The following is a 23057-nucleotide window of genomic DNA, read 5'->3' as shown; positions in this document are numbered from 1 at the left end:
CCACCCGGACTTGCCCGGTCACAGCCATGCTGCTGTGCCGCCCCCTTTCCCGTGCCCCGTTTCCACTGCCTGCGCCTGTCGCAGCGCGTTTCTGTGATGCCATGCGGAAATCATATTTTTACAACACTCACCCGAACTCAAAATGATGTGTAGTAATATTACATGCAGGGGATCTTCATTCCCAGCGGCGGCGTCACAAAAACGAACGATCAAGGACAGGACGCCGCTTGCCAATCACTCTTCGAGGAGTCTTTCCATGCGTAGCGTACGTAGTATTACTTCACGCCTGCGGCTGATCTTTGCCGCTGGCGCGAGCGCCGCCCTGCTCGCCGCTTGCGGCGGTGACAGCAGCACTACCGATTCATCCCAGGCCGCCCAGCCGCGTACCCTGGCCACTACCGTCGCCTCCGTGCCCGCGGTAGCGCCAGCCACCGTGCGCATGCACTTTCGCCGCGCCCAGCGCGACGAAGCCGAATGGGGCGTGTATTCGTGGTGGGGTCCCGTCAACCCGAGCCCGGCATGGATCAGCGGCCGCTTCATGATGACCGGCACCGATTCCTTTGGCGGCTACGTCGACATCCCCATCGACACCGCCAAGAGCAGCATCTGGTTTCTCGTCACCGACGGCTACGGTAACAAAAACTGCGGCAACGACCAGGGCCTGGACTTTGCCGCCGACATCGCCGCTCGCGGCCAGGAAATCTGGATGCTGGAAGGCGACTGCCGTATCTACAACGCCCCGCCTGCGATCATCTTCGGCAACCTCTCGGAAGCCAAGGCGCACTGGCTGTCGGCCAACACCCTGGTGTGGCCGGGCACTCCCGCCACCAGCACCTACAAGCTGTATTACGCTGCCAATGGCGGCATCAGCTCCTCGGCCGAAGGCGTCACCGGCGCCGACGGCAGCTTTACCCTGGCCTCCGGCGGCCAGCTGTCCGACGCGCTCAAGACGGCCTTCCCGCACCTGGCAGCGAACACGGCATTGACCCTGTCGGCAGCCGACGCGGCCTCGCTGGCCGACAAGGTCACCGGCCAGTTTGCCATCGCCCAGTTCGACGCGTCCGGCGCCCTGCTGCAGGTGACTTCGCTGCAGCATGCCGGCATGCTCGATTCGCTGTTCGCAGGTGCTGCCGCCAACGCAAAACTTGGCGCCACCTTCGATGCCGCCGGCGTGCCGACCTTCCGCCTGTGGGCGCCAACGGCCAAATCGGTGTCGCTCAATATCTACGCGGATGCGAACACTGCCAGCGCTGTCACCTACCCAATGGCGCGCGATGCCGCCAGCGGCGTATGGTCGTTGCGCGCCCCGGACGCCAGCTGGACCAACCGCGCCTACTACACGTACAACGTCAACGTGATCTCGCGCTGGGCCAGCAACGCCCTGGTAAACAACGTGGTGACCGATCCGTATTCGCTGAGCCTGAACGCCAACGGCAAGCGCAGTTTTGTCGCCAACCTCGACAGCCCCGCCCTCAAGCCGGCTGGCTGGGACAGCCACGAAACGCCAAGGCTGGACCACCCCACCGACATCTCGCTGTACGAGCTGCAGGTACGCGACTTCAGCGCCAGCGACATGACGGTACCGGAAAGCCACCGCGGCAAGTTCATGGCCTTTACCAACCTGGAATCGAACGGCATGCGCCACCTGCGTTCCCTGCAGAAGGCCGGCATGACCCACATCCACCTGCTGCCAAGTTTCGACATTGCCAGCGTTGACGAAACCGGATGCGTCACGCCGGCCATCCCCAACGCCGCCGCCAATTCGACCGAGCAGCAGGCAGCGGTCGCCGCCACCGAGAACAGCGACTGCTTCAACTGGGGCTACGACCCGGTGCATTACACCGCGCCTGACGGCAGCTTCGCCACCAATGCCAACGACGGCGCAGTGCGCGTGCGCGAATTCCGTTCGATGGTCAAATCGCTGCACGAGCAAAAGCTGAGCGTGGTCATGGACGTGGTCTACAACCACACCAGCGGCTCGCAGCAAGGCCCGCTGTCGGTGCTGGACAAGATCGTACCGACCTATTACTACCGCCTCAACGCCAGCGGCGCCATCCTCAACGACAGCTGCTGCGCCGACACCGCCGCCGAAAACGCCATGATGGCCAAGCTGATGGTGGACTCGGTCGCCACCTGGGCCCGTGACTACAAGGTTGACAGCTTCCGCTTCGACATCATGGGCATGGCTCCGCTGTCGGTGCTCACCCGCCTGAAGACCGAAGTCGATGCTGCCGCCGGCCGCGACATCTATCTGTATGGCGAAGCCTGGAACTTCGGCACCGTCGGCAACGACGCCCGCTTCGTGCAGGCACGCCAGGCCAACATGTTCGGCACCGGCATCGGCTCCTTCAACGACCGCCTGCGCGATGCAGTGCGCGGTGGCGGCTGCTGCGACAGTGGCCAGGCATTGGTTGGCCAGCAGGGCTTCATCAATGGCGCGTATTACGATCCGAACGCCATGAGCAATCAGTCCAAGGACGACCTGCTGCGCTTAGGTGACCTGGTCAAGGTGGGCCTGTCCGGCACCCTGCGCGACTACAGCTTCACCGACCGTTTCGGCGTACTGCGCAAGAGCAGCGAGATCGACTACTTCGGCCAGCGTGCCGGCTTCTCGGCCAGCCCGCAGGAGACCATCAACTACGTCGAAGCGCACGACAACCAGACCCTCTTCGATCTCAACGCCTACAAGCTGCCGCAATCGACCAGCCTGGCCGAGCGCGTTCGTGTGCAGAACCTGGGCACGGCCATCAACATGCTGTCGCAGGGTATTCCCTTCTTCCACGCGGGCCAGGAAATCCTGCGCTCGAAGTCGATGGACCGCGACAGCTACAATGCAGGCGACTGGTTCAACAAGCTTGACTACTCCTACCAGTCCAATAACTTCGGCGTGGGCATGCCGATGCAGGGCGTGAACGGGGCCAACTACGAGTTCATCTCGCCAATCCTGGTGAACCCCCTGATCAAGCCGGACAGCGCGGCCATCATTCAGGCGCGTGACTACTTCATTGACCTGCTCAAGATCCGCAACGACAGCTCGCTGTTCCGCCTGCGTACCGCCGCCGACGTGACCGAGCGCGTGAAGTTCTTCAACGTGGGGCCGGACCAGGTTCCTGGCGTGATCGCCATGCATCTCGAAGGGCGCGGCTACCAGCACGCCAAATACAAGACCATCACCGTCATGTTCAATGCCGACAAGGTGGCGCGCCAGGTACCGGTGCCGGAACTGCGCGGCTACAAACTGAGCCTGCACCCGGTCCATATCAATTCGACAGGTGACCCGGTCGCCCGCACCTCGAAGTTCCACATGGCCAGCGGCACCTTCACCATCCCGGCCCGCACTACCGTGGTCTTCGTGCAGCGTTCGAACTAACAAGAAAAGTTATCCGTTCTTGGGCCGCCTGCTCCTTCAGGCGGCTTTTTTTTCGCCCGGCGGCTGCGCGGCCTGCCCGGCCTTCAGTCACCAAATCGGCACAGGGCAGACAGTCCCATGGCCGCATGACGGCGTCAGTGGTAAGCTCTCGTTTTTCTCAAATAGCCAAGCGAGAGCCATGAAACAGAATTACATCAACGGCGCCTGGGTGGACGGCGCCACGTCGTCGGCCAACATCAATCCTTCCAACACCGCCGACATCATCGGCCACTATGCGCAGGCCGACGCCCAGCAGGCCGAGATGGCCATTGCCGCCGCTGCCGCCGCCGCTCCCGGCTGGGCCCTGTCGAACATCCAGGTCCGTGCCGACGCGCTGGACAGGATCGGCACCGAAATCATCGCCCGCAAGGAAGAACTGGGCACACTGCTCTCGCGCGAAGAAGGCAAGACACGCGTGGAAGGCATAGGCGAAGTGGCGCGCGCCGGCGCCATCTTCAAATTCTTCGCCCAGGAATGCCTGCGCCTGCGTGGCGACAAGCTGCCTTCGGTGCGGCCCAACCTGGACATCGAGATCACGCGCGAGCCGGTAGGCGTGGTCGGCATCATCGCGCCATGGAACTTCCCGATCGCGATCCCGGCCTGGAAAATCGCCCCTGCGCTTGCCTATGGCAACTGCGTGCTGATCAAACCGGCCGAGCTGGTGCCAGGCAGCGCGTGGGCGCTGGCCGAAATCATCAGCCGCGCGGGCCTGCCCAATGGTGTATTCAACCTGGTGATGGGCCGCGGCAGCGTGGTGGGCCAGGCCTTTCTCAATGACCGGCGCGTGAACGCGATCAGCTTCACGGGATCGGTGAGCACCGGTGCCAAGGTGGCGCAGGCCGCGATTGGACGCATGGCCAAAGTACAGATTGAAATGGGCGGCAAGAACCCGCTGGTGGTGCTCGACGACGCCGACCTGGCTACCGCCATCAACTGCGCGGTGCAAGGTTCGTTCTACTCCACCGGCCAGCGCTGCACGGCATCGAGCCGCATCATCGTGGGCAAGAACATCTACGGCGCTTTCGTTGCGGGCGTCAAGGACAAGCTGGCCACGCTCAAGGTGGGCGACGCTCTTGGTGAGGGCATCGACATCGGCCCAGTCGTCGACCAGAGCCAGCTTGACCAGGACCTGGAATACATCCGCATTGGCCGCGATGAAGGAGCGACCCTGGCCTGGGGCGGCGAGCGAATGGAGTGCGCCACGCCCGGCTTTTTCCTGCAGCCTGCCCTGTTCACGGACTGCAGCAACGACATGCGGATCAGCCGCGAAGAGATTTTTGGCCCGGTGGCCAGCGTGATCGAGGCTGACAGCTATGAGCACGCCCTCGCTCTTGCCAACGATAGCGAATTTGGCCTGTCCAGCGGGATCGTCACCACCTCGCTCAAGCACGCCACCCACTTCAAGCGCCACGCGCAGGCCGGCATGGTCATGGTGAACGTGCCCACGGCTGGCGTGGACTATCACGTGCCCTTCGGCGGAAGCAAGGGATCGAGCTATGGCTCGCGCGAGCAGGGCACCTACGCGGCCGAGTTTTTCACGACCGTGAAAACGGCCTACTGCGGCGTCTAGGCCAGCCCGGCCGATGCGAGACGGCGCCTGCGGGCGCCGTTAATTCTTGCGTGCGGGCGTCTTGCGTGCGGGCGGCGCGTTGCACAGGGCAATCGATTCTGCAAACAGGCCGCGCGAGCCTTCCATGGTGGAGCGGGTATCGGGATACTTCGCCACCAGTTCCAGTGTCCAGGTGCGGGCATATCGCTCGGACACGCAGCCGCACACCTTGTCCAGGCGCTGGCGCTTCAGACCCTGCATGACGGGGATACCGGGCGCCTTGGCGACGCATTCCTGCCGCACCTTGCGCAAGGTCTGCTGCCTGAATACGGGCTGGGTACAGGCCAGCTGCGCGGCATCCTGAAACGCCATGTACTTTTTCTTGTCCGCTGCCGTGGGCGCCCTGGTGTTGACGAAACTGGCCTTGCGCAGGCTGGCATGCATCTTCCCGGCCACGCAGCCGCAGACGCTTTCCTGCTGCCGGGCCGTCATCCAGCTTTGGCGATCGCTCGGCTTGAGGCAGGTGGCGCGGATCTGGGGCACCAGCGCCTTGAGGTCGGCATCCCGGAATTTCTCGGCCGATGCGGGGACCGCCGCCAGCAGGGCGCACATAGTAAACAAGGATAGTCGCAGCATGATTGATAACCGTATTAGCTCGCCGCTGCCATCATGGCACGCAGCCGGGCGTCGATCTTATCGTATTCATCGGCTATTTCCGCGCACTTTTGGCCGGCGCCCGCCAGGTCTCCGGCCCGCGCCGCCAGTTCCAGCGCCCTGCACTGCTCGGACAGGGCAAGCGCGCCCATGGCTGCGGCGCTGCCGGCCAGGGCGTGCGCCAGCTCCGATACCTGGCCGGCATCGTGCCGCCCCACGGCTTGCGTCAGGACGGCGACGCGGCGCGGCGCATCGGCCAAAAACAGCTGCGCAAACTTGGGGAACTTGGCCCCGAACATGGCGCGCGCCTCTGCCACCGGGTCCTGCGCGGGCGCCGGTGCGTCGACCGGCGCCGTGACCGCCACGCCGGGGCGCAGCCAGGCAAGGAGCTTGTCGCGCAATTCAGCGGCCCGCAGCGGCTTGGTCAGGAAGTCGTCCATCCCCGCCTCCAGGCACTTTTCCCGTTCGCCGGCCAGCGCGTGGGCAGTGAGGGCAATCACGGGAATGCGCCCCTGGCCGCCGGCAGTGGCTTGCATGGCGCCTTCCAGGTGCCGGATCTCGCCCACCGCCTGGTAGCCGTCCAGTTCCGGCATCTGGCAATCCATGAGGATGAGCGAGTACTGGCGCGCCAGGAACATGTGCACGGCAATGCGCCCATTTTCAGCCACGTCCACCTGCGCGCCCAGGCGCTCGAGCATGTGGCTGACCACCTGCAGGTTGACCGGATTGTCGTCCACGGCCAGGATGGTGCAGCCGGCGAGCACATGATCATCCACCACGCCGGCATCGTCGACGCCGGGGCCGCCGGCCGGGCTACCGAAATGCATGAACGGCAGCGCAATGCCGATGGCCAGCGACGCGTTCAGGGCTCTTAGCGTATCGATCAGCGTCTGCTGCGCCACCGGCTTGGACAAAAAGGCCGAGTAGCCTGCCCTGGCATAGCGCTCGCCGGTGGCGGCGTCCGACAGGGAACTGATCACCACCAGCTGCGTGGAGGCGCAGTCCCGGTAGGCTTTGATGCGCTCGCCCAGCAGCTCGGCATCGATATCGTGCAGGTGGTGATCAACCAGCGCCACGCTGTAGGGCCGCCCGGCCAGCGCCGCCCCGGCCAGCGCCTGCATCGCTGCCGCGCCGCTGGCCACGCGCTCGGCGACGATCCCGTGCTGGGCCAGATGCTCGATGCGCACGGCGCTTTGGGCATCATGGCTGTCCACGCACAGCACCCGCAGGCCCGCCAGGGCCCCGGCCTCGGCCACCGGCTCGGCGCCATTGGCCAGGCCCAGGTCAAGTTCGCACCAAAAGGTACTGCCCTTGCCAGGCTCGCTGCTGGCGCCGATCGTCCCCTTCATCATCTCCACCAGCAGCTTGCAGATCGACAGTCCCAGCCCGGTGCCGCCATAGCGGCGCGTGGTGCTGGCGTCGGCCTGGGTGAACTTGTCGAAGATCGATTCGAGCTGGTCGCTCGCCAAGCCAATGCCGGTATCGGTAACCGCGATGCGCAGGCGGCAGCACTGGGCGCCGCGCGACACCTCGCGCACATCGACCAGCACATGGCCGGCCCGCGTGAACTTGATCGCGTTGCTGACCATGTTGGCCACCACCTGGCGCACCCGCACCGGGTCGCCCACCAGCATGTGCGGCAGGCTGCTGGGGTAGTTGACCACCAGCTCAAGGCCCTTTTCCTGGGCCGCCAATGCCTGTGCGCTGGCCACGTTTTCCAGTTCGTGCAGCAGGTCGAAAGGAATGGCTTCGAGATCAAGCTTGCCGGCTTCGATCTTGGAGAAGTCGAGGATGTCGTTGATCAGGGAGAGCAGGCTTTCGGCACTGCTGTGCGCCACCCCGGCGAACTTGCGCTGGGTATCGGTCAGGCCGGTCCCGAGCAGCAGCTCCAGCATGCCGATCACACCGTTCATGGGAGTGCGGATTTCATGGCTCATATTGGCCAGGAAGGTGCCCTTGGCCAGGTTCGATTCGTCGGCCAGCACCTTGGCCCGTACTGCCTCGTTGCGCTCGGCCTCGCGCTGGCGCAGCGCCACGATGGTGGTGCCGATGGCGTCGCGGATGGTGGCCACCTCGCGGTCGGCCGGCCCATCCCCCACGCTGGCATCGAAGTCGCCCTCGGCAATGCGGGCCAGCGCATCCTGCAGACTGTGCAGGGGGCGCAGCGCGCTGCGCATGCGGCTGATGATGGCCGACAGGGCCGCGAACAATACCAGCGACAATACGCCCAGGGTAACCAGGGCGGCGGCGTAGACGCTGTTGCGCGAGGGCGCGAAGTCCATGCCAATCTCGATGTAGCCCACCGTTTCGCTGGTCTCCTGCTGCGGCGTCACGCCAAAATCGAGCAGCTCGCTGCGCTGCACAACCTGGCGCACCGGCGCGAAGGCCTGGATCGCGCGCCCTACCCCGAGCAGGCGGTCCACATCGGTGACGGTACTGCCGCTGGCTGCCATGAGCGCGGCGCGCCTGGCGTCGAGCCTGGGGAAATGCGGCCCGCCGGGCTTGCGGTATTCGGCCAGCACGGCCAGAGCGCGCTTGTCATACACGCGCACCAGGCCAATGTCGGGGATGCGCGAGGCATAGCTGCTGATGCGCGAGCGCGCGCTGCTTTCGGGCGACAGCAATACCTGGGCGCTCAAGTCGTCGAACACCGGCAGCAGCTGGCGCGCCTGCTGGTCGAGGTTGCGTTCGATCAGGTAGTTGGCGCCGGCGACCATGGACACCAGCGTGGTCACATAGGCCAGCACGGCGGCGAACCACAGCATGGCCGCCATGCGCCGCACCAGGCTGGGACGCTGGCCGGTATCACTGGACATCGGCTTGCTCGCGCAGTCTGGCAGGAACCGTCAGATTGAAGCGCGCCGCCGCGGCGGCACTGATGGTAATGCGGGCACCCGACAAGGGTTCGAGCGCTTCGCCCGGGACATGATCGGCGCCGGGCGAAGCGCGCCTGAGCCGGTCGAGCGTCGCGCTGGCAATTTCGCGCGTGTCTGCCGTGGCGGCAAGCAGGGCCCCTTCCTTGAGCAGGGCCGGGGAAAAAGCCAGCACCGGCAGGTTGTGGCGTACGCTGTGGGCCATTACGTCCAGAATGGCGCGCTGACTGAGGATGGTGCTGTCGGGCGCCAGCCACAGGCCCTGGATGCGCCGTTCGCGCAGCTCCTGCAGGGCCGAGAGCACGGCGCGGTCCGAGGGCACGGCCACGTGCACCAGTTCCAGTCCCAGCGCACGTGCGGCGGCCTGCGCCTCGCTCACCATGTAGCTGGCGTGGTGGCCCGTGATCAGGCCGATCCGGCGCAGGCCGGGATCGAGCGCCTTCCACGCCGCGAACTGGCGGGGCAAGGACGGAATGCCGCTGACGCCCTTCATCCACGGCGCCACCAGGTTGAATTCTTCGATGTTGAGTACCTGGCAGAACACCACCTGTTTCTGGTCGAGGCGCTGGCGCGCCACCTGGGCCGCGAGCAGGCCCACCGCCACCACCTGCTGTACGCTGGAGGCCTTGATGTCCCTGACAATCTGGCTTTCCCGTTCCCGGCTGCCGGCCAGGTTGTGCACCGTCACCCGGCCGCTGTAGGCGCCCTGCAAGGCCACGGTGGCGGCAGCGACCGCCCCCTTGTCATCCGAAGCCAGGACGATGATGTCGGCGCGGGCGCCGCCGCACAGCAGCGAGAGCACCAGCATCAGCGCTGGCGGCAAAGCGAACAGGCGGTGCAGCGACAACAGCATCAGAACTCGCGCAGCAGCTGCAGGGAAAAGCGGCGGCCATCGGCTGGCACGCGGCGCAGGGGGTGCAGTTCGCGCGAGGCCACCGTGTCGTAATGGCGGTCGAAGAGATTGTCCACGCGCAGCGACGCGCGCCAGCCGTCCCCCAGGCGCACGGCATTGACGACAGCGCCGGCCAGCAGGTAGCCGGGAATGTGGTCGCGCACGGCAATGTCTTCATCCTTGCGGCCATACACTGACCCGGTGTATTGCAGCTCGACCCCGGCATCGAGATCGGGCCAGGGGAGCGCGCGGCTGTAGCCGGCCTTGAACAGCTGACGCGGCGAACTTGGCAGGTCACCAGCTGCGCCGCGCCCTCGCTGCAGCACCAGCGAGGCATAGTAGTCGCCATAGTCGCCCTGGCGCACCCGCATGTCGAGTTCCACCCCCACCGTGCTTTGGTGCGGCTCGAAATTGCGGTACTGGATACAGCCGGTCGGCCCCAGGTTACAGGCCACGCGATCGAGTACCGGGGTCGACACCTGTACCGGGGTGCGGTGCAGGTGCTTGAAAAAGCCGGACAGACGCCACTGCAGGCCGCTGGCCGACTGCGCGATCAGCATTGCCTCGAGCGAGCGCGATACCTCCGGCTGCAGGGCGCCATTGGCCCAGATGGTCGACGCCGCCGGCCGTCCATCCTGGTAGCGCGATTCGTAGATGGTCGGGGCGCGGTAGGCCTCGCCGTAAATGAGCTTGCCGCTCACCCCATGGGACAGTTCCTGCACATAGGAGATGCGCGGCGACAGGCGCGACGTCACCCCCTTTGAAAAGCCGTGGTAGCTGTCCAGGCGCGCCCCCAAAAACACGGTGCCGGGTCCGAGCCGCATTTCATCCTGGGCAAACAGGGCCCACTGCATGTAGCTGTCGCTGCGGTCGACGCTGAACACCCCGTCGCGCGTCAGGCCCGGCTGGTCGCCCACCTGGTGGCTGTAGCCGATATGCTTGATCTCGATACCGACCAGGATGTGATGGTCGCGCGAGATGAAACGGTCATAGCGGACTTCGGCGCCAATCTGGCGGCTGGCCAGGTCCGACACGTTGATATAGCGCGCATCGAGTCCGCGCGCACCGGCCGTGGCATACGGATAATCCCCGCGCTCGGTGGCGGCAAAGGCGAACACGCGCGCATCGAGCTTGCCGCCCTCCCCCAGGTCGCGCGTGGTGCCCGCTTCCAGTGTGGCGAGCGACTCGCGCAGCATCAGGCGCCCGTTGAAAACAGTGGCATAGCTGGCCAGCGGATCGCGCTTGCTGCCGCCCACCAGCATGGCCTGAAGCCAGTGGCGGCCCATGGTATAGCGGGCGAACAGGCGCGCCGTGCGGCCATTGTCGTTGTCGGCCGCGACACCGCCAAAGCGGGCATTGTTAAATGCCGGGTTGTCAAACTCGGGCAGGTAGACATCGCGCCCGCCGGTGTAGGCCACGCTGGCGGCGACAAAGCTGCTCACGCGCGGTCCATGCACATTGCTGGAATAGTACAGCTTGCCGGAGCGGTGGCTGGCCACCTCGATCGAGGCGGTACTGCCGGCAGCATCCTTGCCGCTGTGGGTGATCAGGTTGACGATGCCCAGCACCGCGCCGCTGCCATACAGGGCCGAACCGGCGCCCTTGACGAATTCAATGCGCTCGACGCTGTCGATATCGAGGTATTCCAGGAAAAAACCGCCATAGGTCGGCTCGTACACGGGCATGCCGTTGACCAGGTACAGGATGCGCGAATTGAAGTCGCCCGGCACGGCAAAGCCCGAGACACCGAGGGCCGGCCACTGGCTGGCCGCGTCGTACACGCCGGGCAGGGACTTGAGCGCGTCGGAAACCGTGCGGTAGCCGTAGCTACGGATGTCATCGCGGCTGATGATCGATACATTGGCCGGCGTCTCGGCCAGGGTCTGGGTGTAGCGGGCGGCCGAATAGACCTGGTTTTCCTGGGCCAGCAGGTCGAGCGCGTCTGCCGCACCGCTCTGGCCGCTTTGGCCAAGGACCGCGCCGCTGGCAAGCAAGGCCGCGATGGCCATTAGTCGGCGGGCCTGCCTTGTGGTTGCTGCGCTCATGTCTCCCGATCGTGATCGTACCTGCAATTTTTTCCCGCAAGTATCCCTGAAATCCCGCAATCAATCAATCGCGATGACTTTCAGTACAACAGTGGCGCCGCCGGCCAGTGACTGCTTGACGATTCGGGCACAGGATGCTGCCGGGGCCGGTCTGCAGGCCCGGGAACGGCATTCCAGCGCATTCCGGCTGGCAACGACGGGCACACATCCGGCGCGAGGCGGTAGAATGGCGGCTATCAAAGCCGTCCCCTGCACAATACTTCAATGACGATAGTACCGAAAGAAATCAGCCCTGGCGCGGTCAAGGCCAGCGCCGCTGAAAAGATCACGCCGATGATGCAGCAATACCTGCGCATCAAGGCCGATTATCCGACCATGCTGGTGTTTTACCGCATGGGCGACTTTTACGAGCTGTTTCACGACGATGCCGAAAAGGCGGCGCGCATCCTGGGCATTACCCTGACCGCGCGCGGCACTGCCAATGGCAACCCGATCAAGATGTGCGGCGTGCCGTTCCACTCGCTCGACCCCTACCTGGCCAAACTGGTCAAGCTGGGCGAATCGTGCGCCATCTGCGAGCAGATTGGCGACCCGGCCACCAGCAAGGGGCCGGTCGAGCGCAAGGTCATGCGCGTGGTCACCCCGGGCACGCTGACCGACGCCGACCTGCTGCCGGAAAAGGCCGAGCGTCCCCTGCTGGCCGTGTGCGTGCTGCACCAGCGCAAAGTGGCCACTGCCGGCCTGGCCTGGCTGTCGCTCGCGTCCGGCGTATTGAAGCTGATGGAGTTTTCCGGCGACAGCCGCACCGTGGGCCTGCGCCTGCAGCAGGAGCTCGAACGCATCGCCCCGGCAGAAATCCTGCGCGCCGACGGCGCCGACCTGTTTGAAGACGAACCGCTGGCCCACACCCAGCGCGTGCCGGACTGGCATTTCGATGTCGTGGCCGGCCACAAGGCCCTGCTCGACCAGCTGGCCGTGGCCACCCTCACCGGCTTTGGCGCCGATGGCCTGGGCGCTGCCTTTGGCGCGGCCGGCGCCCTCTTGCGCTATGCCCAATCGACCCAGGGCCGCGGCCTGCAGCATGTGCGCGGCTTGATTACCGAAACCGAAAACGAATTCATTGGCCTGGATGCGGCCACGCGCCGCAACCTGGAGCTGACCGAGACTATCCGCGGCCAGGAGTCGCCGACCCTGTTCTCGCTGCTCGACCACTGCCGCACGGCCATGGGTTCACGCATGCTGCGCCACTGGCTGCACCATGCCAGGCGCGACCAGGACGTGGCTCGCGCGCGCCACGCCGCCATTGGCGCGCTGGCGCACAGCGACACCTACGGCGCCCTGGCCGCCACGCTGGGCCAGGTGCCGGACATTGAACGCATCACCACCCGCATTGCCCTGCTCACGGCGCGCCCGCGCGACCTGGCCAGCCTGCGCGACGGCCTGCGCCAGCTGCCGGCATTGCGCGCCAGCCTGCAGCGCGCCTTTGCGCCGGGCGACCCGGGCTTGCTGCCCCAGGTGTACCAAGCCATCGCCACGCCGGAGGCCTGCCTTGATCTGCTGGTGCGCGCGGTGGCCGAAGAACCGGCCGCCATGGTGCGCGACGGCGGCGTGTTCGCGCGCGGCTTCGACGCCGAACTGGACGAACTGCGCGGCCTGTCCGAAAACGCCGGCCAGTTCCTGCTCGACCTGGAAATCCGCGAGCGGGCCCGCACCGGCATTGCCAACCTGCGGGTCGAATACAACCGCGTGCACGGCTTTTACATCGAGGTGACGCACGGCCAGACGGACAAGGTGCCCGAGGACTACCGGCGCCGCCAGACGCTCAAGAATGCGGAGCGCTACATCACGCCGGAACTGAAGGTGTTCGAAGACAAGGCCCTGTCGGCCCAGGACAAGGCGCTGGTGCGCGAAAAGCTGCTGTACGAGCAGCTGCTGGCCGACCTGGCGCCCCACATCGCCTGCCTGCAGACCATTGCCACGGGCCTGGCGCAGCTCGACACCCTCACCGCCCTGGCCACGCATGCGGTGCGCCATAACTGGACCGCCCCGCGCCTGGTGGCCGAACCGTGCCTGGATATCTGTGAAGGGCGCCACCCGGTGGTGGAAAACCAGATCGAGCGCTTCATCGCCAACGACTGCCAGCTCAAGGATGAACGGCGGCTGCTGCTGATCACCGGCCCCAACATGGGCGGCAAGTCCACCTTCATGCGCCAGGTGGCCCTGATCACCCTGCTGGCCTACGTGGGCAGCTACGTGCCGGCCACCAGTGCCTGCATCGGCCCGATTGACCGCATCTTCACGCGCATCGGCGCCACCGACGACCTGGCCGGCGGACGCTCCACCTTCATGGTGGAGATGACCGAGTCGGCCGCCATTCTCAACGGCGCCACCGAGCATTCGCTGGTGCTGATGGATGAAGTGGGGCGCGGCACTTCCACCTTTGACGGCTTGGCCCTGGCCTGGGCCATTGCGCGCCACCTGATCGATGTCAGCCGCAGCTTCACGCTGTTTGCCACCCATTACTTTGAACTGACGCAGCTGCCCGAGAGCCACCCCAGTGCCAGCAATGTGCACCTGTCGGCGGTGGAGCACAAGGACAGCATCGTGTTCCTGCACGCGGTGCAGGCCGGGCCGGCCTCGCAGAGCTATGGCCTGCAGGTGGCCCAGCTGGCCGGCGTGCCGCAGGGCGTGATCAAGGCCGCGCGCAAGCACCTGGCACGGCTCGAATCGCAGGCGCTCGACACCACCCCGCAGCTCGACCTGTTCGCCCTGCCCTGCGTGGAACCGGAACCGGCCATGCCGGTGGCTGGCGATGCCGGTGCGGCCCTGGCCGAGGCGCTGGCAGCGATTGATCCCGATGCCCTGTCGCCGCGCGAAGCGCTCGAACAGCTGTACCAGCTCAAACGGATGGCGGCGTCATGACAGGCCGCTTGCAGCTGCGGCGGGCGCTGATCGTGTGCGCCTGCCTGCTGGTCGCCCACGCCGCCGGTGCCGGACACGACAAACACAAGGACAAAGCCAAGGCCAAGGCCAGGACGGAAGCGGCCGCTTCGCGCGGGGAACATCGCTTTGCCATCATCGGCCACGTGTATGCCAGTGCCAAGGGCGACGAGGTGCTGGAAGAGGCGCTGGCCAACACGCGCAAGTCCGACCTGTCGTTCGTGGTGGCCACGGGCATCAAGGCGGCGAACGAACCGTGCACGGACGAGCTGTACACGCACCGGCGCGACATGCTGGTGGCGGCGCGGCGCCCGGTGGTGGTGGTGCCGGCGGCCAGCGACTGGAAGGATTGCCGCAATGCGGCCGGACGACCGATCGGGATCGAGCGCATGAACCGGCTGCGCGAAGTGCTGTACGAAGAAACCAGCGCCGTCGGCGCGCGCCCGCTCAAGCTCTCGCGCCTGTCCAACAGCGCCAAGTTCCGCAGCTACGCGGAAAATGCCTACTGGATCAAGGACACGGTGCTGTACGCCACGGTCAATCTGCCGTCCAACAACAATCACTATCGGCCGGAAGCGGGCCGCAACAGCGAATACGAAGACCGCACCGTGGCCAACCGTTTCTGGCTCAACCGCCTGTTCAGCCAGGCCCGGCGTAAAAAGCTGGACGGCATTGTGCTGTTCTCAGAAGGCCATGTGAACATTCTCAAGCAAGAACCTGGATTGCTGGCCCGCTTTGGCCGCCCCGCCCCGGCCGTGCAGGATGGCTTTGCGCCGGCGCGCAAGCAGATCGTGTCGCTGGCCAGGAAATTTCAGGGCAAGGTCTTGCTGATCGATACGGCCAAGGTGCCCGACGGCACCGAGCCGGCCGTCGCCTGGCGTGACAACATTGGCCACATCAGCGTCGGTTCGCGCGTGATGCATGTGACGGTGAGGCCCGAGGCCGAGCCCATGTTTGAACTGGACGAACGCTAGGCTCGCCGTCCATCGACAAACGGCGCCCGAGGCGCCGTTAGCTGCTTAATGCACGGGATGGCTGCGGAACTCGTCCGCGTCGTCGCCGTCATCTTCTTCACCATGGTGGTGGCCATGGGCGCCGTGCACGTGCTCGTGGGCGATTTCTTCATCGGTGGCCGCGCGCACGCCCACCACCGTCAGTTCAAAGCGCAAGGCCATGCCGGCCAGCGGGTGATTGCCATCGAGTACGACCTTGTCGTCGGCAATGTCGGTGACGGTGAAGATCATGGCTTCTTCGTCGGCGTCGTTAGCGTCTGGCATGCCTTCGAACTGCATGCCCACTTCCAGCGGTTCGGGCAGGCGGTTGCGCGGCTCCACCTTGACCAGGGCCGGGTCGTAGTCGCCAAAGGCATCGTCCGGTTCAACCTGGATGGTGGCGTTGTAGCCCTCTTCCTTGCCGTCGAGCTCTTCCTCGATCTTGGGCAGGGTGTTTTCGTAACCGCCGTGAAGATAGACCATCGGCTGCTGGCCGTCGTCGATCAGGTTGTTCTGGGCATCGGACAGTTTGTATTTGACCGACACGACCGTATTCTTGGCAATCTTCATCGCGCTTTCCTCGTAATGGTGTGTCGCCGGATTATAACCCCAGGCGCCAGGGCCCGATAAGGACTGGTTATAATGACGCATGAAAAAATTACCGCTATTGGGCAATCTGACGCCCGCCGAGTTCCTGCGCGACTACTGGCACAAGAAGCCGCTCCTGATCCGCCAGGCCATCCCCGGCTTCAAGCCGCTGCTGCCGCTCGCCACCCTGGCCGACATGGCCAAGCTCAATCATGTGGAATCGCGCCTGATCACCCGGTCCGATGGCCAGTGGGACATGCAGCACGGCCCGCTCGACGCGCTGCCGCCGGCAACACAGCGCGAATGGACCATGCTGGTCCAGGGCGCCAACCTGTACCACAAGAGCGCCGACGCGCTGCTGCGCCAGTTCAGCTTTGTCCCGGACGCGCGCCTGGACGACCTGATGATTTCCTTTGCCACCGATGGCGGCGGGGTCGGCCCCCATTTCGATTCCTATGACGTGTTCCTGCTGCAAGCCCAGGGCAAGCGGCGCTGGCGTATCAGCGCACAACAGGACCTGACGCTGGTGGAAGGCTTGCCGCTGAAGATACTGTCGGGCTTTGTAGCCGAGGAAGAATTCGTGCTGGAACCGGGCGACATGCTGTACCTGCCCCCCCACTACGCGCACGACGGCGTGGCCGAGGGCGACTGCATGACCTATTCGATCGGCTTCCGTTCGCCGGCCTACCAGGAGCTGGGCGAAGCCTTCCTGCAATTTATGGCCGACTCGATCGACCTGCCGGGCCGCTACGCCGACCCGCAGCTCGAGCCGGCCAAGCATTCGGCCGAAATCCCGCGCCACATGCTCTCGACCATTGCCGAAGAATTGAACAAGGTGCGCTTCACGGAAGAAGACGTGACGATCTTCGTCGGCGAGTATTTGTCGGAACCGAAGCACAATGTGTTTTTCACGGGACCGGAAACGCCGCTGACCATGGGCCGCTTCATGCAGGCCGTGGCCCGGAAAGGCGTGGCCCTGTCGCTCAAGACCCAGATGCTGTACCGCGGCTCGAACGTGTTCATCAATGGCGAATCATTCGACGTCAGCCGCGCCGACAAGCGCCTGCTGGCCATCCTGGCCGATGAGCGGCGCCTGGACGGCCCCACGGCCGCCACCGCCTCCGACGATGTCATGGAAGCACTGTACACCTGGTATCAGGACGGCTGGCTGGAACTGCCTTAACTTGACCGCAAACAGGGGATACCATGATCGACGACGCTTCCGACCACCGTTTTAACAGCCGGGCCGAGTTCGCCGCCCGCTTCCAGCAATGCCTGGAGCGGGCCACGGCCACGCTCACCATGTTCGACCCGGATTTCGAGGTCTTCCCCCTGGGCAGCAGCGAGACCGACGCCGCCCTGCGCCAATTCCTGCGGCGCGGTGGTCACCTGCGTCTGGCCATGCATGAGAGCAGCCATATCGAGCGCAATTGCCCCCGCTTCATGCGCCTTCTGCAAGATTACAGCCACCGCATCGAATGCCGCCTCACCAGCCGCCCCTTGCGCCAGCTGACCGATTCGTTTTGCATTGCCGACGACGTGCACATCGTACGCCGCTTTCACAGCGACCATATGCGGGGCGAAGCCGTGTTTGACTTGGCCCAGGCCTGCGAAATCAGCCGCGAAAGATTTGACGGGATCTGGGCGGAATCGTTGCCCGGAGTACAAGCGACTACGACGGGATTGTAAGAAATTGTTAGAAAGTTGCCGAATAAAATTCGGCCAGATACCTGTTTATTGGTAAAAAGTCTAAGCCTCCGTCCTTTGTCAACTTATTTACGTAATTATTAGGAAAACACCTTCCAAATATGCATTATTGTGCTATTGCGAAGCACAATCTTTCGCTATAATATCGGGTTAGGAAGTTTCCGTTGTCTGTAAGGATCCATAACAGGTACGAAAGCCACCGAGAATTCCCTAACGAGCGATAATTACCGGTAATTATTCATCGCAACAACGTTTCATTTTTAGTGATAATTAAGGAAAAACCCATGAAAAAATCTTTGCTGATCGTCTCCCTGCTGGCTGTTGCCCTGACCGCTTGCACCAAAAAAACCGAAGAGACCGTAACGCCAGCAACCCCAGTTGCAACCGAAATGCCAGCAACCACCACCACCACCACTGAAGTTGCTCCAGTTGTTGAAGCAACTCCAGCAACTGAAGCTGCTGGCGCCGCTGCTGTTGCCGCTTCGGCTGCTTCGACCGCTGCTGACGCTGCTGCTGCCGCTTCGGCTGCTGCTTCGACCGCTGCTTCGGCCGCTGCTGACGCTGTCAAGTAATTCAGCAAATGCTTTGAGAAAGCCGGCCCTGCGGGGCCGGTTTTTTTTCGCCTGCAGTCTCCGTGCAGTCCGCCTCTCGGTGCAGTCCTCCTGTCACACGCTGCGCAGGGGCGTAAAAAAACCGGCCTTGGCCGGTTCTTTTATCGTGCTGCCCGATTTACTTGAGCTCGTCCGACAGCAGGTTGAGGATCTTGGTGCCCGTCACGCCCGTATCGGCCGCGCCATCGGCGCCCTGCACCGTGACCTGGCTGGCATTGGCGCTGCCGGCCACCGGCTTGACCACCACGCGATAACGCTGCGCTTCCTTGGCCTTGTCGGCGTCGCCAAAGCTGAACAAGTTCTTGAGGAAACCGCCCTTTGCCTTGTAATCGGGGTCGACAAAGCGCACGAAGTACACGCCCTGGGCACGATCGCGGTCTTCCACCGTGAAGCCGACCCGGTCCAGTGCCAGGCCCACGCGGCGCCAGGCGCGGTCAAAGCCTTCGTCCACCTGCACCATATTGCCCACCACCTTCGCGCGCTGGGGCGCGGCCACTGCCTGGGCCACTTTCGCTTCGATGGCCGGCGCAGCCTTGGCGTCAGGCGCGCCCGACAGGCTGGCCATGAGCTTGCTCAGGTAGGCCGCTTCCAGGTTGGGATCGTTGGGGCGGGTGGTCCAGGTGGCAAACTCGCGCGTCGGGCCGGTCAAGACTTCTTCGGCGCCGCGGTGGCTGATGTAGATTTCGGTGCCGTTGGCGGTGCGCTCGACGCGGGTGCGGTACTTGTCGCGCTCGGCAGCGCTGTACAGGTTGGGCGCCACCTTGCCAATGGTGCGGCGGATCGCGTCCTGCGGAATCTTGGAGCGGTTTTCGGCCCATTCCGTTTCCATGGTGCCGGCCGATGCCGACTCGGACACGAGCGTGAACCCATTGTCGGTCCAGAAGCGCTTGAGCTCAGGCCACAGCTGCTCGGGGGTGCGGTTGACCACCAGCCAGCGCTGGTTGCCGTCGCGCTCCACGCGCATGCCGTCCAGGGTCAGGGGGGCAATCGGGGCGCCTGCCACTTCTTGTGCGGCAGCCGGTGCCGTGCCGGCGCGCTGCTGCTGGAAGGTGGACACGCTGGCCACGCCGCGGCCATCGGGTACGCTGTAGCGGTTATCCTGCTCGAGCTGGGTCAGGTCGGGCGGCACTTCCAGCTTGGGCTGCTTCTTGGCGCCGCGGTAGTCGAGCTTGTCCTGTTCCAGTACCGAGTTGATCATGCCGCAGCCGGACAGGCTGACAACCAGTGCGGAGGTGGTGGCGATGGCCAGGGCCGATGTAGTGGTCTTGCGAATAGTCATGTCGTAACTGGGTTAGGGCTGAAAAGCAGCTGGTGTCTGAAAAATGATCCCGACCTACGGTCAGGCCACGGGAAGGACGCCGGCGTCGCGCAGGGCGCCGCGCACGGTGTCGTGGAATTCTGCGGACAGGGCCGCAAGCGGCAAGCGCAGGCCGGGCGGCATCATGCCCATGTCGGCCAGCGCCCACTTGACCGGCACCGGATTCGGTTCGATGAACAGTTTCTGGTGCAGGGGCATGACCTTGTTGTTGATCTCGACCGCCTTGGCAATCTCGCCTGCCATGGCCGCGGCGCACATCTGGTGCATGGCGCGCGGGGCCACATTGGCGGTCACCGAGATATTGCCGGCGCCGCCGCATAGCATGAGGGCAATCGCGGTCGGATCGTCGCCCGAATACACGGCAAAGTCGGCCGGCGCATTACGCAGCAGTTCCAGACCGCGCCCGATATTGCCGGTTGCATCCTTCACGCCCACGATATTGCTGATAGCCGCCAGGCGCAGGATGGTGTCGTTGGACATGTCGGCCACGGTCCGCCCGGGCACGTTGTACAGGATGATGGGCAAGTCCACCGCCTCGGCAATGGCCTTGAAGTGCTGGTACATGCCTTCCTGGGTAGGACGGTTGTAGTACGGCACCACCACCAGGGCCGCGTCGGCGCCCGATTCCTTGGCCGACTCCGTCAGCTTGATTGCTTCGGCGGTGGAGTTGCCCCCGGTGCCGGCGATGATGGGGATGCGGCCCCTGGCGTGATCGACCGTAAACTTGATCAGCGCGCAGTGCTCGGCCACGCTGACCGTGGCCGATTCGCCCGTGGTACCGACAATGACAATGCCGTCCGTTCCTTCGGCGATGTGCCAGTCGATCAGCTTTTCCAGGCCCGGGTAGTCCAGGCTGCCATCGGCGTTCATTGGCGTGACGATTGCTACTATGCTGCCCTTGATCATAAAGTTCTTACGCTGCTGTTAACTAAAAGCCTGATTGTAGCGGATCGCCCGCCAATATGGTTCATTCTTGCCCAGAATAGCGCCCGCGCCCTTGTTACAAGACGTTAGCGCTGTCGAGCCTGGCCCGCTCGCGGTCAAAGCCCCGCTCCACCGCCACGATGCGCTGCACCATGGCTGCCTTGGGCTGCTGCACCACGCCATCTTCAAAGGCAATGACCTGCAAGCCGTTGGCCGAGGCCAGCGCCAGCAGTTCGCCGGGCGCGAGCAGGAAATTGGGATTGCTCGGCTTGCCGAAGCGTTCATTGCCCATCGCGAAAGTCTCATAGATCAAGACGCCACCCGGCGCCAGGCTGGCGGCCATTTTCTTGAACAGGGGACGGTGCAGGTAATTGGTGACCACGATGGCGGCAAAACGCTCCGGCTCGAAGGGCCAGGGCGAACCATCTTCGAGGTTGTACTGCAAGACCGTAATGCCGGTTCCGGCGGCGCGCGCCAGCGCGTCGTCGTCACAATCGACGGCCAGCACCGGGTGACCGAGCGCGGCGAAGTGGCGCGCATGGCGCCCCGAGCCGCAGGCCAGGTCCAGCACTTCGCCGCTGCCCACCATGAGGGCCCAGCGCCGCACCCAGGCCGACGCTTCGGCCGGCTTGTGCTCAGCGGCGTGCATCAGGTGTACGACAGGCCCATGGCCTCGCGCACGTCCCGCATGGTTTCCTGGGCCAGCTTGCGGGCCTGCTCGCAGCCATCGGCCACAATCGCCCGCACCAGCGAAGGGTCGTCCAGGTATTGCTGGGCGCGTTCATGCATCGGCTCCTGCTCGGCCAGCACGGCGTCGATCACGGGCTGCTTGCATTCGATGCAGCCAATGCCGGCCGTGGTGCAGCCCTTGACCACCCATTCGCGGGTCGCTTCGTCGGAATAGACTTCGTGCAGCTGCCACACCGGGCAGCGGCGCGGGTCGCCCGGATCGGTGCGGCGCACGCGCGCCGGGTCGGTCGGCATGGTGCGGATTTTCTTGGTGACCGATTCCTTGTCTTCCCGCAGCGAGATCGAGTTGCCATAGCTCTTGGACATCTTGCGCCCGTCCAGGCCCGGCAGGCGCGAGTCGGCCGTCAGCTTGGCCTGGGGCTCCACCAGGATCAACTTGCGGCTGCCTTCGAGGTAGCCAAACAGGCGTTCGCGGTCAATCATCGACAGGCTGCCGGCATCGTCGAGCATGGCCTTGGCCTGGGCCAGTGCCTCTTCCTTGCCTTCCTGCTGGTACTCGGTGCGAAGCTCGGTGTACAGGCGGGCGCGCTTGCTGCCCAGCTTTTTCACCGCTTCCAGGGCCTTTTCTTCAAAGCCGGGTTCCTTGCCGTACATGTGATTGAAGCGGCGCGCGATCTCGCGCATCATTTCAATGTGCGGCACCTGGTCGTCGCCCACCGGCACCTGGGTGGCGCGGTAGATCAGCACGTCGGCCGCCTGCAGCAGGGGGTAGCCCAGAAAGCCGTAAGTGGCCAGGTCCTTGTTGCTGAGATTGTCGATCTGGTCCTTGTAGGTCGGCACCCGCTCGAGCCAGCCCAGCGGCGTGCACATGGACAGCAGCAGGTGCAGCTCGGCATGCTCGGGCACGCGCGACTGGATGAACAGCGTGGCCTGCGACGGGTCGACGCCGGCGGCAAGCCAGTCGATCACCATGTCCCAGGTGCTGCGCTCGATGATGGTGGGATCGTCGTAATGCGTGGTCAATGCATGCCAGTCGGCCACAAAGAACAGGCAGGGCTGCTCGGCCTGCATCTTGATCCAGTTCTTGAGGGCGCCATGATAGTGGCCAAGGTGCATGGTGCCCGTAGGGCGCATACCGGAAACGACACGATCGGGATACATAAAGACTCAGTTCAGAAAAATATTAAAGGGAGTGAGAATCAGACGAAATATCTTGGCCACAAAACTAATACCGGTGCTCATGAAGCCATCGAGCACGCGGCTATACATCAGCACCACCAGGATCACCAGCAGCACCACGCTGTAGCGCTCGATGGCAGCAAAGCGCAGCGCCAGCGGCTTGGGCAGCATGGCGGTCAGCACGCGCCCGCCATCGAGCGGCGGCACCGGGATCAGGTTGAACACAAACATGGCTGCATTGATGACGATGCCGGCGCGGATCATTTCGGCCAGGTCGGGACTGGGCACGCGCAGGGCCAGCAAAATCAGGCCCAGCAGCGTCCAGCCAAGTCCCATCACAAAGTTGGCCATGGGACCGGCCAGGGCGACCAACGCCATTTGCCGGTGCGGGTTGCGCAGGCGGTTCACCTCCACCGGCACCGGTTTGGCAAAACCGACCGCCACCTGGGTGGTCAGATACAGCGCCAGTGGCAGGATCACGGTGCCGAAGGGGTCGATGTGACGCAGGGGATTGAGGGACAGGCGCCCTTCGTTGGCCGCCGTCGGATCGCCAAAGTAACGCGCCGCATAGCCGTGCGCCGCCTCGTGCAAGGAAATGGCGAACAGCAATGGAATGGCGACGTTGATGACCGTCGACACGGTCTCTTGGATAGTCATGGAGGTGATTCTATCAGAGCCGCCCTGGG

The 23057-nt window shown here is 64.5% G+C and carries 17 protein-coding genes; 7 read left to right on the top strand and 10 right to left on the bottom strand.

Annotated elements, in window-relative coordinates:
• Positions 1 to 256: 256 nt before the first annotated feature.
• On the top strand, positions 257 to 3370 hold the full coding sequence (gene pulA / locus KY495_RS15510) for a pullulanase-type alpha-1,6-glucosidase (protein WP_219880289.1): 3114 nt from the start codon (positions 257 to 259) through the stop codon (positions 3368 to 3370).
• A 178-nt stretch (positions 3371 to 3548) separates the two neighbouring features.
• Positions 3549 to 4979, top strand: coding sequence for an aldehyde dehydrogenase family protein (locus KY495_RS15505; protein WP_219880288.1), 1431 nt, complete (start codon positions 3549 to 3551; stop codon positions 4977 to 4979).
• 39 nt (positions 4980 to 5018) lie between these two features.
• Here the strand turns inward: KY495_RS15505 and KY495_RS15500 are convergent, their stop codons facing one another.
• Genes KY495_RS15500 through KY495_RS15485 form a run of 4 tightly spaced genes read right to left on the bottom strand, consistent with a single transcriptional unit; the run spans position 5019 to position 11422 of the window.
• On the bottom strand, positions 5019 to 5594 hold the full coding sequence (locus KY495_RS15500; protein ID WP_219880287.1) for a hypothetical protein: 576 nt from the start codon (positions 5592 to 5594) through the stop codon (positions 5019 to 5021).
• 14 nt (positions 5595 to 5608) lie between these two features.
• Entirely contained in the window at positions 5609 to 8428 is a 2820-nt protein-coding gene (locus KY495_RS15495) for a hybrid sensor histidine kinase/response regulator (protein ID WP_219880286.1), read from the bottom strand.
• Entirely contained in the window at positions 8418 to 9338 is a 921-nt protein-coding gene (locus KY495_RS15490; protein WP_219880285.1) for an ABC transporter substrate-binding protein, read from the bottom strand. The genes KY495_RS15495 and KY495_RS15490 overlap by 11 nt, the downstream gene beginning before the upstream one ends.
• The gene (locus KY495_RS15485; RefSeq protein ID WP_219880284.1) at positions 9338 to 11422 is read right to left on the bottom strand and encodes a TonB-dependent siderophore receptor; all 2085 of its coding nucleotides are present in this window, start codon (positions 11420 to 11422) and stop codon (positions 9338 to 9340) included. The genes KY495_RS15490 and KY495_RS15485 overlap by 1 nt, the downstream gene beginning before the upstream one ends.
• A 264-nt stretch (positions 11423 to 11686) precedes the next feature.
• Between KY495_RS15485 and mutS the strand changes: the two genes are divergently transcribed.
• Both mutS and KY495_RS15475 read left to right on the top strand, forming a co-directional pair.
• Positions 11687 to 14344, top strand: a complete 2658-nt coding sequence (mutS, locus tag KY495_RS15480; protein ID WP_219880283.1) for a DNA mismatch repair protein MutS — start codon at positions 11687 to 11689, stop codon at positions 14342 to 14344.
• A complete protein-coding gene (locus KY495_RS15475) occupies positions 14341 to 15336 on the top strand; it encodes a hypothetical protein (RefSeq protein WP_229518324.1) in 996 nt (331 codons plus the stop codon). The genes mutS and KY495_RS15475 overlap by 4 nt, the downstream gene beginning before the upstream one ends.
• Before the next feature lie 45 nt (positions 15337 to 15381).
• Here the strand turns inward: KY495_RS15475 and KY495_RS15470 are convergent, their stop codons facing one another.
• Complete coding sequence (locus tag KY495_RS15470; protein ID WP_219880282.1) at positions 15382 to 15924, bottom strand: peptidylprolyl isomerase; 543 nt, start codon at positions 15922 to 15924, stop codon at positions 15382 to 15384.
• A gap of 79 nt (positions 15925 to 16003) precedes the next feature.
• Here KY495_RS15470 and KY495_RS15465 point away from each other — a divergent pair, with 79 nt between their 5' ends.
• The 3 genes from KY495_RS15465 to KY495_RS15455 all read left to right on the top strand — a co-directional run bounded on the left by KY495_RS15465 (position 16004) and on the right by KY495_RS15455 (position 18221).
• The gene (locus KY495_RS15465) at positions 16004 to 17125 is read left to right on the top strand and encodes a cupin domain-containing protein (RefSeq protein WP_219880281.1); all 1122 of its coding nucleotides are present in this window, start codon (positions 16004 to 16006) and stop codon (positions 17123 to 17125) included.
• Between the two features lie 23 nt (positions 17126 to 17148).
• Complete coding sequence (locus KY495_RS15460; RefSeq protein WP_229518323.1) at positions 17149 to 17631, top strand: hypothetical protein; 483 nt, start codon at positions 17149 to 17151, stop codon at positions 17629 to 17631.
• A gap of 302 nt (positions 17632 to 17933) precedes the next feature.
• On the top strand, positions 17934 to 18221 hold the full coding sequence (locus KY495_RS15455) for a hypothetical protein (protein ID WP_219880280.1): 288 nt from the start codon (positions 17934 to 17936) through the stop codon (positions 18219 to 18221).
• 157 nt (positions 18222 to 18378) lie between these two features.
• On the opposite strand, the gene bamC is transcribed toward KY495_RS15455, so the two are convergent.
• The 5 genes from bamC to KY495_RS15430 form a co-directional block, all read right to left on the bottom strand.
• Complete coding sequence (gene bamC / locus KY495_RS15450; RefSeq protein ID WP_219880279.1) at positions 18379 to 19539, bottom strand: outer membrane protein assembly factor BamC; 1161 nt, start codon at positions 19537 to 19539, stop codon at positions 18379 to 18381.
• A gap of 60 nt (positions 19540 to 19599) precedes the next feature.
• Positions 19600 to 20484, bottom strand: a complete 885-nt coding sequence (gene dapA, locus KY495_RS15445) for a 4-hydroxy-tetrahydrodipicolinate synthase (RefSeq protein ID WP_219880278.1) — start codon at positions 20482 to 20484, stop codon at positions 19600 to 19602.
• Between the two features lie 94 nt (positions 20485 to 20578).
• Positions 20579 to 21151 carry a bifunctional 2-polyprenyl-6-hydroxyphenol methylase/3-demethylubiquinol 3-O-methyltransferase UbiG gene (locus KY495_RS15440; protein ID WP_219880277.1) on the bottom strand — a complete coding sequence of 191 codons (573 nt, stop codon included), beginning with the start codon at positions 21149 to 21151 and terminating at the stop codon, positions 20579 to 20581.
• A complete protein-coding gene (locus KY495_RS15435; protein WP_219880276.1) occupies positions 21151 to 22353 on the bottom strand; it encodes a tryptophan--tRNA ligase in 1203 nt (400 codons plus the stop codon). Before KY495_RS15435 ends, KY495_RS15440 begins: the two co-directional genes overlap by 1 nt.
• Before the next feature lie 6 nt (positions 22354 to 22359).
• Complete coding sequence (locus KY495_RS15430) at positions 22360 to 23028, bottom strand: site-2 protease family protein (RefSeq protein WP_219880275.1); 669 nt, start codon at positions 23026 to 23028, stop codon at positions 22360 to 22362.
• Between the last annotated feature and the right edge of the window lie 29 nt (positions 23029 to 23057).

This window comes from Massilia sp. PAMC28688, from assembly GCF_019443445.1.
GTDB lineage: Bacteria > Pseudomonadota > Gammaproteobacteria > Burkholderiales > Burkholderiaceae_D > Telluria_A.
This window is presented reverse-complemented; position numbering and strand designations above follow the sequence as displayed.